Source organism: Stutzerimonas stutzeri, from assembly GCF_000935215.1.
In the GTDB taxonomy this organism is placed as follows: domain Bacteria; phylum Pseudomonadota; class Gammaproteobacteria; order Pseudomonadales; family Pseudomonadaceae; genus Stutzerimonas.
In genome coordinates this window covers 1-11857 of the sequence record NZ_JXXD01000027.1, presented here as the reverse complement: position 1 = coordinate 11857, position 11857 = coordinate 1, and the positions used below count along the sequence as shown (strand labels likewise).

At 64.4% G+C, this 11857-nt stretch carries 13 protein-coding genes; 7 read left to right on the top strand and 6 right to left on the bottom strand.

The window, feature by feature from the left end; genetic code table 11:
• Nucleotides 1–4: 4 nt before the first annotated feature.
• Nucleotides 5–208, bottom strand: a complete 204-nt coding sequence (locus LO50_RS04250) for a twin transmembrane helix small protein (RefSeq protein ID WP_003303658.1) — start codon at nt 206–208, stop codon at nt 5–7.
• Nucleotides 209–278: 70 nt separating this feature from the next.
• Between LO50_RS04250 and LO50_RS04245 the strand changes: the two genes are divergently transcribed.
• Genes LO50_RS04245 through LO50_RS04225 form a run of 5 tightly spaced genes read left to right on the top strand, consistent with a single transcriptional unit; the run spans nt 279 to nt 4251 of the window.
• Entirely contained in the window at nt 279–1016 is a 738-nt protein-coding gene (locus LO50_RS04245; protein WP_044314214.1) for an SURF1 family protein, read from the top strand.
• The gene (locus LO50_RS04240; RefSeq protein ID WP_044314213.1) at nt 991–1569 is read left to right on the top strand and encodes a hypothetical protein; all 579 of its coding nucleotides are present in this window, start codon (nt 991–993) and stop codon (nt 1567–1569) included. Before LO50_RS04245 ends, LO50_RS04240 begins: the two co-directional genes overlap by 26 nt.
• Before the next feature lie 52 nt (nt 1570–1621).
• Nucleotides 1622–2677 (top strand): COX15/CtaA family protein, encoded by a 1056-nt coding sequence (locus tag LO50_RS04235; protein WP_044314212.1) that lies wholly within the window; start codon nt 1622–1624, stop codon nt 2675–2677.
• 17 nt (nt 2678–2694) lie between these two features.
• Nucleotides 2695–3594 carry a heme o synthase gene (cyoE, locus tag LO50_RS04230; RefSeq protein WP_014822215.1) on the top strand — a complete coding sequence of 300 codons (900 nt, stop codon included), beginning with the start codon at nt 2695–2697 and terminating at the stop codon, nt 3592–3594.
• Nucleotides 3595–3615: 21 nt separating this feature from the next.
• Nucleotides 3616–4251: an SCO family protein gene (locus LO50_RS04225; RefSeq protein ID WP_044314211.1), complete on the top strand. Its 636-nt coding sequence runs from the start codon at nt 3616–3618 to the stop codon at nt 4249–4251.
• Between the two features lie 319 nt (nt 4252–4570).
• Here the strand turns inward: LO50_RS04225 and LO50_RS04220 are convergent, their stop codons facing one another.
• From LO50_RS04220 to LO50_RS04205, 4 genes are all read right to left on the bottom strand, one after another.
• Nucleotides 4571–5776, bottom strand: coding sequence for a PepSY-associated TM helix domain-containing protein (locus LO50_RS04220; protein ID WP_044314210.1), 1206 nt, complete (start codon nt 5774–5776; stop codon nt 4571–4573).
• 70 nt (nt 5777–5846) lie between these two features.
• Nucleotides 5847–8339, bottom strand: a complete 2493-nt coding sequence (locus tag LO50_RS04215) for a TonB-dependent siderophore receptor (RefSeq protein WP_014822218.1) — start codon at nt 8337–8339, stop codon at nt 5847–5849.
• A 99-nt stretch (nt 8340–8438) separates the two neighbouring features.
• On the bottom strand, nt 8439–9401 hold the full coding sequence (locus LO50_RS04210) for a FecR domain-containing protein (RefSeq protein WP_044314209.1): 963 nt from the start codon (nt 9399–9401) through the stop codon (nt 8439–8441).
• Nucleotides 9401–9916, bottom strand: a complete 516-nt coding sequence (locus tag LO50_RS04205) for a sigma-70 family RNA polymerase sigma factor (RefSeq protein ID WP_044314208.1) — start codon at nt 9914–9916, stop codon at nt 9401–9403. Before LO50_RS04205 ends, LO50_RS04210 begins: the two co-directional genes overlap by 1 nt.
• Before the next feature lie 166 nt (nt 9917–10082).
• Between LO50_RS04205 and LO50_RS04200 the strand changes: the two genes are divergently transcribed.
• A complete protein-coding gene (locus LO50_RS04200; RefSeq protein ID WP_044314207.1) occupies nt 10083–10607 on the top strand; it encodes a DUF3617 domain-containing protein in 525 nt (174 codons plus the stop codon).
• Between the two features lie 60 nt (nt 10608–10667).
• Here LO50_RS04200 and LO50_RS04195 read toward each other — a convergent pair whose 3' ends face one another.
• Complete coding sequence (locus LO50_RS04195; protein ID WP_044314206.1) at nt 10668–11030, bottom strand: hypothetical protein; 363 nt, start codon at nt 11028–11030, stop codon at nt 10668–10670.
• An 88-nt stretch (nt 11031–11118) separates the two neighbouring features.
• Between LO50_RS04195 and LO50_RS04190 the strand changes: the two genes are divergently transcribed.
• The coding region (locus LO50_RS04190; protein ID WP_487006724.1) for a CobW-like GTP-binding protein at nt 11119–11857 on the top strand (739 nt) is incomplete at its 3' end.

The following is an 11857-nucleotide window of genomic DNA, read 5'->3' as shown; positions in this document are numbered from 1 at the left end:
CGAATCAGAAACCAAAGGCGGGGCGCAGCTGCCCCGTATAGAAACCCCAGCCGATCAGCGCAACGGTCAGTGCGCTGAGGCTGACCCGGATGAACAGGGCCGTGATCACGCGGGAGGTGCGGCCCTCGTCCCTGACCAGAAAGAACAACCCACTGAACAGACTGACCAGCGTGGCCACTAACAACAGAACGATCGCCGCCTTGAGCATGAGCGATTCCACGACAGGGGTATTGGGGGTGGAGTATAGCCAGCCGTATCGACACATCAGGCTGCCGGGCATGAGCGGCTTCAGGCCGGGGCTGCTGCCTACCCTGCTGGTGCTGGCCATGCTGCCGATGCTGGTCTGGCTGGGCTTTTGGCAGCTGGAGCGCGGCGAACAGAAGCGCGATCTGCTGGCACGCCAGGAGGCGAGGCAGCAAGCTGCGCCGCTGTCACCGGAGCAGATCGAAAGCAGCGCCCAGCCGGCCTTTTCCCGCGTGCATCTGCAGGGTCGTTTCGATGCCGAGCACAGCTTCCTGCTCGACAGCCGCACCCGTGACGGCCAGGTTGGCGTAGAGCTGCTGCAGCCCTTTCATGACGAGCTCAGCGACCGTTGGGTAATGGTCAACCGCGGCTGGATTCCCTGGCCCGATCGCCGCGTGCCGCCGGCCTTCGACACACCAGCGCAGTCTTTGAAGCTCGCTGCCTGGGTCTACGTACCGCCAGGAAAGCCGTTCATCTTCAGCCACCGCACGGCCGAGGGCTGGCCGCGCCTGATCAACCACGTCGACATCGAGGCGATGTGGCAGCAGGCCGGCCGCGAAGGCGTGATCCATGAATTGCGTCTGGAGCCCGGCCCCAGCGCCTACCGCGCCGATTGGGCGATCACCAGCATGCGCCCGTCGCAGCATCTGGGCTACGCCGTGCAGTGGTTTGCCATGGCAGCCGCCCTGCTGGCGCTGTTCATCTACTTCGGCGTGCATCAGGCACGGGAGAAGCACAGTGACGACGATGAATCCAACCCTTGCCGGCCGTGAGCCGAAGCGCGGTCGTGGCCGGCTGCAACTGCTGCTGATTCTCGGCGTCGTGCTGGGGCCGATGCTCCTGGCCTCGGCCATGTATCGCTTCGGCTTCTGGGTACCGCAGACCCGCAGCTACGACGGCGTGCTGATCGCCAACGGCCAGGACCGCGCAGCCATCGGCGTGACTGCAGCCGACTCCGAACGGCGCTGGGAGCTGCTGGTCACCGCCCCGCAGGGCTGCGAAACGCAGTGCCAGCAGCTGGTCTATCTGGCCCGCCAGATCAATATCGGCCTGGCCCGCGAAGCGGCCCGCGCCAGCCACGCACTGGCCAGCGCCACCGCTCTGGACGAAGCCTACGAGCAGCGCCTGCGCCGCGAATACCCGCAATTGCAACGCCATGGTCTCGACGCCGCCGCCTATGCCCGCAACCCCGAGGCGCCAGCCACGCCACAGCTTTGGATCGTCGATCCGCACGGCAACCTGGTGCTGCGCTACGACGCCGGCGCCGACGGCAAGGCAATCCTCGATGACCTGAAATACCTGCTGAAGATCTCGCAGATCGGCTGACGCACTCTGCCGCTTCGCTGGGGTCCCAAACTGGCCGCCCAAGGAGAAACCGATGGCCAAACCCGGATACCGCCTCGCCCTGATCGCCACGCTGCTGGCGGTGGTGGTCGTGCTGCTCGGTGCCTATACGCGGTTGACCCACGCCGGCCTCGGCTGCCCTGACTGGCCAGGCTGCTACGGTTTTCTCGCCGTGCCCATGAGCGAGCAAAAGCAGAACCTCGCCGCGCTGCGCTTTCCCGAGGCGCCACTGGAAGTGACCAAGGGCTGGAACGAGATGATCCATCGCTATTTAGCCGGCGCGCTGGGGCTGGTGATTCTCGCCATGGCGGCGCAGGCGGTACGCCGTCGCAGCCAACCCGGGCAGCCGGTGAAGTTGCCGCTGCTACTGCTCGCGGTGGTCATCGCCCAGGCGATCTTCGGCATGTGGACAGTGACCCTGCAGCTCTGGCCGCAGGTGGTTACCGCGCACCTGCTCGGCGGCTTCACCACCCTCAGCCTGCTGTTCCTGCTGTGCCTGCGGCTGTCCGGCGCCTTTGCTCCGTTGCCAGCCATCGACGGTCGGCTACGCAAATTCGCCGGCATCGCCATGCTCGCGGTGGTCGCCCAGATCGCACTCGGCGGCTGGGTCAGCAGCAACTATGCAGCGGTGGCGTGCACCGATTTTCCCACCTGCCACGGCGAATGGTGGCCGCGGATGGACTTCGCCAACGCCTTCAACCTGACCCATCACGACATCGGCCCGAATTACCTCGGCGGCCTGCTCTATGGCGAGGCACGCACGGCCATCCATGTCAGCCACCGCATCGGCGCACTGTGCGTGACGCTGCTGTTGCTGCTGCTGGCCGCCATGCTCATGCGCCGCGGACTCGGCCGGCTGGCGGGGCTGCTCATCGCCGCGCTGGCGCTGCAGGTCGGGCTGGGCATCAGCAACGTGCTGCTCAACCTGCCGCTGGCGGTCGCCGTAGCGCACAACGGCGGCGGTGCCGCGCTGCTGCTGGTGCTGGTACTGGTCAATTACCGGCTGCGCCAGCCTGCACATGCCGCCCGGCAAACCGAGCCAGCATCGATTTCGAACACGACGGGGCAGCTCGATCTGCCCCGCGCATGACCACAAGGAGAACCCCCATGGCGACTCTACTCAGCGAACGCAGCGCCCAGGCCAGCTGGCGCGACTACCTGGAGCTGACCAAGCCGAAGGTGGTGCTGCTGATGCTCATCACCTCGCTGGTGGGCATGTTCCTCGCCACCCGCGCCGGCGTGCCCTGGACGGTGCTGCTGTTCGGCAATCTGGGCATCGCCCTGTGTGCCGGTGGCGCGGCGGCGGTGAACCATGTGGTGGACCGGCAGATCGATTCGGTGATGGCCCGCACCCACAAGCGCCCCCTGGCCGAAGGCCGGGTCTCGCCAGCGGCGGCACTGACCTTCGCCTTCGTCCTCGGCGTCAGCGGGCTGGCCCTGCTGCTGACCTTCACCAATGCCCTCGCCGCCTGGCTGACCCTGGCCTCGCTGATCGGCTACGCGGTGATCTATACCGGCTTTCTCAAACGCGCCACGCCGCAGAACATCGTCATCGGCGGACTCGCCGGCGCCGCACCGCCGCTGCTCGGCTGGGTCGCGGTGACCGGCCAGGTCACCGCCGAACCGCTGCTGTTGGTGCTGATCATCTTCGCCTGGACGCCGCCGCACTTCTGGGCGCTGGCGATTCACCGCAAGGACGAGTACGCCAAGGTCAACGTGCCGATGCTGCCGGTGACCCACGGCGTGCACTACACCAAGGTGCACATCCTGCTCTACACGGTGATGCTGCTGGCGGTCAGCTTCATGCCGTTCGCCATTCACATGAGCGGCCCGCTGTACCTCGCCGCCGCAGCGTTGCTGGGTGCACGCTTCCTCTACTGGACGATCGCGCTGTACCGCGACAGCCGGCCACATGCGGCAATCAAGACCTTCAAATTCAGCATCTGGTACCTGTTCGCGCTGTTCATCGCGCTGCTGGTTGATCATTATCTGCTGCTCGATTTCTAGATAGTCGCCCAAAGGACGTTCATGACCCGCATCCAGAAAACCGTCTTCATTCTCGTGGCGCTGATCGCGCTGGTCGTCGGGCTGACGGTTTCCAAGGTGCTCAACAGCCAGCGCCAGCTCGACCCCACGCAGTTGCTGGATGCCGGCATCGTCGTGCTGCCGCAGAGCCGCACGGTGCCGTCGCTGAGCCTGACGGACCAGGACGGCGAAGCGGTAACACTGAACGAACTGGACGGGCAGTGGACGCTGCTGTTCTTCGGCTACACCTTCTGCCCGGACATCTGCCCCACTACCCTGGCCGAACTGCGCCAACTCAACGGCATGCTGCCGGACGCCGTGCGCGACCAACTGCGCATCATCCTCGTCAGCGTCGATCCGAATCGCGACACGCCGGAAAAGCTCAAGGAATACCTCGGCTACTTCAACGCCGGTTTCCAGGGCCTGACCGGCCCGCTGGACGATATCCAGACCCTGGCCAACGGCGTCGGCATTCCCTTCATACCCGGCGATACCAGCAAGGAAAACTACACCGTCGACCACAGCGGCAACCTGGTCCTGATCGGCCCGGATGGTCGGCAGCAGGGCTTTATCCGCTCGCCTTTGCGGGTGCAGAAACTGGCAGAGCAGTTGCCTGAGCTGGTCAAGCAGGCGGAGTGAGGAAAGCGAGCCTTTTGGCGTTCGCGGAGTACGGACCGTAGCTGGCGCTGGGCCTGGAAGCCCGCCCCCTCTCCCTAGCTCTCTCCCCACAAGGGGCGAGGGGGCTGTTCGATGATGGCGCAGGCTCTGGCGAATCAACGCCCGGCCCAGAGGCGGCACGCTTCGGACGTCAGCACGGCGCAGCAACCATCTTTGGCTGCACAATCATCGAACACTGCCGTAATACTCACATACCTCTGCGATCCAACCCCCTCGCCCCTCCGGAGAGACGGCTGGGGCGCCCAGCATAGGGTCGAGGGGGCACTTCACCTCATGACCATCATGGCTCACCGACCGGACTAACCGGCGCTGCACTCCCCCTGCGAGGTTCACGCAGCACCGCGCTGATGCGTGCTCGTCGCTTGCGCCACCAGATCACCACACCGGTGACCGACAACACCGCGATCGCCACGCCCAGCACGGCGATGAGGATGCGCCCTGGTAGGCCAAGGATGCGCCCGCCATGGATCGCCGGCTGCAGCAGATGGAACTGCTGCCCCAGCGTGCCCTGGCCGGAAATCTCCTGCCCCAGCAGACGACCGTCGGTTCCATGGAAGAACAGCCAGGCGTTGCCCTGATTGCTGTCGTGCTCGCCGAAGCCGGCGCCATAGAAGTTGTACTCGAAGCTGTAGTACAGCTCGGTGATCGCTTCGGTCAGGCCGAGTTCGGCGGCGTGCTGCATGGCGTAGTCGTACGCCTGGTGGAAGTCGTAAGCGGTGGTGCCCAGTTGCTCTACCGGCATCCGCCCGCGGGCCTCGTAGACGCTCGGCTCAACGGGCGAGAACAGTGATACCACCGGCTTGAACACCTGCTCCGGCAGGTTCATCGCCACGCTGCTGACCGCCACCGGCGTGAGCAGCAGCCACAGCCACAGGCCGCCGGCGCGGTGTACGTCGTGGTTCATGCGCTGGCGCTTGATCTTCCAGGACGTCCACCACTTGGAAAAGAACGGCCGGCCACGAGGAAAGGTCAGCACCAGCGAGACGAAGCAATCGATCACCCAGGCGATCGCCACGATACCCATCAACCACAGCCCCCAGTTGCCCGGCAGCGACAGGTTGTAGTGAAACTCGAGGATGAAGGGCACGAAGTTCTTGCGCGAGAAGCAGCAATCGCCCCAGTAGCGCGTGCCCACCGGGTCGCCGCTCACCGCATCGACGTACTGCACCACCGGGCGCTCGCCATACGGCTTGCCAGTCGCCGGATCGTTACGCGGCACCAGCGCCATCAAAGCGGCGTGACCGGGCTCACTGGGAAACTCCATGTACCAGACCTGCATACGCGGGTTGGCCTGCTCGACGCGTTCCACCAACGTTCCCGGCGCCAGCACCGGTCCCTCACTGGTGGTGTGGTAGAACTCCGGGTTGAGCCATTCGTCCAGCTCGTGATGGAAGGCCAGGATGCTGCCGGTAATGCCGGCGAGAAACAGGAAGATCGCCGTGGCCAGGCCGATGTAGCGGTGCAGGAGCACGAGAATGGAACGCATCGTCGGTTGTCCGTCCTTCAGAAAGCACAAAGCCGCCGGCCCTGTGGGGCCGGCGGCAGTTCAGCGTTGATCAGAAGTCGTAGGTCACTGTAGCCATGACATTGCGCTCCTCGCCGTAGTAGCACTGGCTCAGGCTGTTGCACGCGGCGACGTACTTCTCATCGGTGAGGTTGTTCAGGTTCAGGCGCACGCCGACACCCTGCAGCCCGACGCGAGACAGGTCATAACCAAGCATGGCGTCGTACAGCGTGTAGGACGGAATGCGCAGAGTGTTCTCCGCGTCAGCCCAACTCTTGCCGAAGTAGCGTGCGCCACCTCCCACCTGCAAACCGGCCAACGGCCCTCGGTCGAAGGTGTAGTCGGTCCACAGCGAGGCCATGTTGCGCGCCACCGCGTTGGGCGTGTTGCCGCGATTGTTGACGCCGGCAGCACCGGTGAAGTCCTTGGAATACTCGACGTCCATGTAGGTATAGCTGGCGATGACATTGACCTGTTCCAGCGGCCGCAGACGAGCTTCGACTTCCACGCCTTTGGAGGTAAGTTCGCCCACCGCGCGGTAGAAATTCTCGTTGGAATCCTTGTTCGCCAGGTTCGACTGCTTCAAGTCGAAGTAGGAGATGGTGTAGAGATCGTCGGTGCCCAGCGGCTGATACTTCAGGCCCACCTCGTACTGTTCGCCTTCAGTCGGATCAAGCAGTGTGATGTCGAAGCCGCCGCTGCCATTCGCGTTATAGGCCGCAGTTGCGTTGGGATTGAACGACTCGGAGTAGCTGGCGTAGGGCGACAGGCCGTTATCAAAGGCGTAGAGCACACCAACGCGACCGGTGAATTGCTCGAGCTTGGCGCTATCGGACTGATCGCCGTAGCTCGCATCGTTGGTGTGATCGAACGAGACGTCCACCCAATCCTGGCGAACACCCAGCGAGAAGCGCCAGTTGCCGAGGCTGATCAGGTCCTGCACATAGAGGCCCGTCTGCTCCAGCTCACGGGTTTCGTCGTACTGGTGGTAGAACACCGGGCTGCCCGCACCTACGGCACCGGTGTAGGGATTGACCGAGGGCAGGCCGTAGGCTGCGTCGTAAACCACCTTGGCCTTGCGCCGCTGGTAGTCGAGGCCGGTCACCAGGGTATGGCTGAGTGCGCCGGTATCGAAGAGGAACTGCAACTGGTTGTCGATGGTCCAGGCGTGCAGCGCTTCGTCGGCCCCGGTGTAGTAGCGCACCAGTTCATCGGAACCTGGGGCGACGTAGCCGTACTGATAGACCTGCCCCGAGTCCACGGTGGAGTCCAGGTACTGGAAGTTCTGCCGCGCCGAAACGACATCGTTGAAACGGTGCTCGAGCTGATAGCCGATCATCTGCTGGTCGCGCTCGAACTTCTCGTAGTCCTCGTCGCCCTCGAAGAAGCTGCGCGAGATGCGCTGACCGTTGCGCGACGTCACCGTGCCATCGGCCGGTAATCCGCCGTGGTAGCCGCTCTCCGGATCGCGTTGCAGCATCGCCAGCAGGGTCAGGCGGGTGTCTTCGGTGAAGTCGATGCTCACCGAGGGCATCACCGCAAAGCGTTGCTCCTCGATTCCATCGACCTGGTTGTCGGCATCCTTGGCCACGCCGACCAATCGATAACTGATGCGCTCGTCATCCAGAGGCCCGGTGAAATCGAACGCTGCCTGCTTGTAATCATTGCTGCCGTAGGAGAACTGCAGCTGGCGGCTGGCTTCCTTCTGCGGCTTCTTGCTGGTCATCGCCACCAGGCCGCCGGGCAGGCTGCGGCCATAGAGGACCGAGGACGGTCCCTTGAGGATGTCGATGCGCTCGATGAAGTACGGATCGACCTGCAGACTGCTGTAGGTGCCGCTGTCGCCCAGCAGCTTCTGACCGTCGAGGTAAAGGTTGTCCACCGAGCCATCGGTGATGCCGCGCATGGCTACATAGTCGTAGCGCGTCGTCGCACCGTACGGCGTACTCATCAGGCCCGGCGTGTAGCGCACCGCCTGGGCGATCGAGCGTGAGCCCTGATCCTCGATCTGCTGGCGGGTGACCACCGAAACGGTCTGCGAAGTCTCTGCCAACGGCATACTGGTCTTGGTCGCCACGCTGCTGTGGGTCGCGTTGTAGCCTTCCATCGAACCCAGCGCGTTGCCCAAGGCGAAGCCTTCGACGGTCATCGGTTGCAGTTCGACGGCGTCGGTCTGCGCGCTGCGGCGCGCTAGCGAGTAGTTGCCCTGGCTGTCGCGGACGGCTTGCAGGCCGCTACCCTGCAGCAGCGCAGCGAAACCGTCGTCAACGCCGTACTGCCCTTGCAGGCCGTTGCTGTCCATGCCCTGCAGCAGGCTGCCATCCACCGAGAGCAGCACACCTGCTTCACCGGCGAAACGGCTCAGTACGCTGGAGAGCGGGCCGGCGGGAATGTCGTAGCTGCGCACCACCTGCTGGGTCGCAGACTGCGCCATGGCAGCGCCGGGCACGACGCTGGCCAGCGGCAGGCACAGCAGCGCGGCACGAATGCCGAGCGCCAAGGCGCGGGAGCGATTGGGAATGAACGGCAAGGCGGTCGAGCGCATGGGTGTTCCTGTTCGAGTGACGGATTTAGCCCTATGCCCAACCAGATCGAAGAAAGGGAACTGCAGATGCGAATATTTTTTATTCGCGCCCGCAACGAACTACACGCCACCCCGTGCCGCGGCAGGTTCGAGGCTGACCCACCAGGCCATGCGCCGCTCGATTCGCACCGGCAGCGTCGCCGCCAGCGCATCCAGCACACGCTCGGTGTCACCGAGGGGAAAGGCGCCGACCACCCGCAGATCGGCGATACGCGGATCGCAGCCGAGATAGCCGTGTCGATAGCGCGACAGTTCGACGAGGAAATCTTCCAGGCGCTGGTTGTCGGCCAGTAATACGCCGCTCGCCCAGGCCTGATGTTCGGCGCGGGCCGCCGACAGGGGGGCGATGTAGCGGCGACTGAAATCGGTCTGCTGCCCGGCCGCCACACGGGTGATGCCTAAGCCATCCAGCTGGATATCCACAGCGCCGGCGAACACGCTCAGGCGGGTATGGCCATCTTCCTGGCGCAGCGAGAAACGCGCGGCCTGCTCGCTGCGCACGCGACCTTCACGACTGGTCAGCAGCAACGGCCGCCCGCCTTGGCTGGGCGAGGCATCGACCAGCAGCTCACCGTGGTAAAGCGCCAGCCTGCGCGCGGTCGCGTCATCGGCAATATCCACCGCGGTATCGGTGTTCAGCCAGAGCTGCGAGCCATCAGCCAGGCGCAGATCGCGCACCTCACCAACCGCGGTCCGCTCATCGGCTGTCCACTGTCGCCAGGGCAGCGATCCGCCGGCCAGGCTCAGTGCCGCGCCGCTACAAAGCACGGACAGCACCTTCAGTGCCTGGCGACGGTTCGATTGGCGGCTGTGCAACATCGCGCCGGCAGTGCGCCCGACGGCATCGTCGGCCAGCGGCTGGAACTGGCCACTGATGCGTTCGACCTTGGCCCACGCGCGCGCATGTTCCGGCTGTTCCAGCCACGCGCTCCAGGCCTGGCGCTCGCCAGCGCTGGCCGCACCGGACTGCAACACGGCAAACCACTTCGCCGCTTCCTGCAGCACGCGGTAATCGATGCCCATCAGTCCTCCGCCACCAGCAGCAGGCAATGCAGCATGGCCTGAGCCATGTACTTCTTCACCATCCGCGCGGAAACGCCGAGTTCGATGGCGATTGCGGCGTAGGTCATGCCCTGCAGCTGCGACATGAGAAAGGCGCTGCGCACCTTCGCCGGCAGCTGGGCCAGCATGGCGTCGACCTGCAGCAAGGTTTCGACGATCAACGCCTGGGATTCCGGCGATGGCGCCACGGGCTCGGGTTGCAGTGCCAGCGCATCAAGATAGGCCTGCTCGATCTGTCGGCGCCGCCAATGGTTGATCAACAGGCCCTTGGCGATGGTATGCAGGTAGGCTCTGGGTTCGCGGATGGCGCCCATGTCCTGATCCTTGGTCATCACCCGCACGAAGGTGTCCTGCGCGAGGTCGGCCGCCCGCTGATTACAGCCCAGCTGGCGCCGCAGCCAGCCGTTAAGCCAGCCGTGATGCTCGGCATAGAGCCGATGCAGCATCTGCTGTCGAACCATACCTTCAGTTGCCATGCGGCCTCCCATGAGCGCTGCAAGCGTTAATGCTAACGCTTCTCAACAGCACAAATCCATCGGCAATCGCTGTGTCGCGTTCTTTTGTCGACCGACGTCCGTTCGAGCACGGTGCAGAAAAAGCTCGACTAGGCTGAAGGAACAACCCATCTCCGGAGGCACGCTCATGACCCAACTGCCACGTCTGGCCGCTTTCGCGCTTCTCTCCCTGACACTGCTGCCAGCCCATGCGCAGATTCTGCCGGGCCTCTGGGAATTCAGCAGCGGCGATATACAGGTGGACGGCCAGCAGATGCCGGGCATGGACGCGATGCTGGCGCAGATGGAGAACCTGCCCGCCGACCAGCGCCGGATGATGGAGGAGATGCTCGCCGCGCAGGGCGTGAAACTCGGCGGCAAGGGCGTGCAGATCTGTCTGAGCCAGGCTCAGGTGGAGTCCGATGAGCTGCCCTTCCAGGATGACCCGGCCTGTACCCAGGAGATCACCGAGCGTGGCGACAAGCTGTGGAAATTCAGGTTCGAGTGCCCTGATGCCCGAGGTCAGGGCGAGACGCGCTTCATCAGCGACAAGGAATTCGTCAGTACCGTGGAAAGTGAATACCGCCAAGGCAGCGAGACCGGTACCTCGCGAATCGAATCCCACGCGCGCTGGATAGCGGACGATTGCGGCGCATTGAAACCGGCTCGGTAGAAGGCAACCGGGAAATCAGCCGGGGTTCCACGTGAAACCCCCATGGTTGCTGGGCGGGAGTCAGTTCTTCTCCCAGCTGCCCTGGTTGTTCTGCTCGCAAGCGGGCTGGAGAAAGCGCGCATCACTGGCGATACCGTAATAGTGAATGTCCTGCCGGTACGGCATGTTCGACACCTGCGCGTTGCGGCAGACACCGAAGGCCCCGTCCGGGCACTGATCGACGAACTCCACTTCGACTTCGTGATCCTTAAGCTGCGGCTGACAGAAGCCGGTGCGGAACAGCTCTGCGGGAATGTTGATGTTCGCCTGGCAAAGCTTCACTGCCACGCGGTCGTCGTGGCTGTTAATGACGCACGCTTCGGCCATCACGTCGCCAGCGACGAGCAGGCCGCACAGGGCTGTCAGCAAGAACGGTAACCGCACGATTTCACCTCTCCGAGAATCGCCGGCGACTTTAACATGAGCCACCCGCCCCTTTCAGACCCAGCGCAAAATGCGCACCATAGCCGCCATGCTCGAACATATCCCTACCCATCTCATCGGCGGCCCGCTTGGCGCCGGCAAAACCAGCCTGATTCGCCATCTGCTCGATCAGAAGCCAGCCGGCGAACGCTGGGCGGTCCTGATCAACGAGTTCGGCCAGATCGGCCTGGACGCCGCGTTGCTGAAGACCGAGGCAGACGGCATCAGCCTGGCCGAGATCCCCGGCGGCTGCCTGTGCTGCGTCAACGGCGTGCCATTTCAGGTCGGCCTGGCGCGCCTGCTGCGTCAGGCAAAACCAGACCGCTTGCTGATCGAGCCCTCCGGCCTGGGCCACCCGGCGGAATTGCTGCGGCAGCTTAGGCAACCGCCATGGCAGAACGTGCTGAGCGTCCAGCCAACCGTGCTGGTACTGGATGCGGCCGCCCTCAGCCGCGGCGAACCCCTGCCCGACAGCCAGCAGCAGGCCCTGGTCCAAGCCGGCCTGCTGCTGATGAACAAGAGCGAAACGCTGGACCAACCCAGCCGTACCCAACTGGCTGAGCAGCTGTCTGAGAAGCCGCTTTACTGGACCACGCAAGGCCAGCTGCCCCTGGAACGGCTTCCCGGTATCGGCGCACGCGCCAGTGAACCGACACGCGCGACCACCCTGCCCTCCGGGTCGGCGACGCTGGCGCAGGTGTGGCTCGATCCGCGCCAGCCGATCTGCCAGATTCAGGCGACAGCAGAGCACTGGAGCATCGGCTGGCGCTGGCACCCGAGCCAGCGTT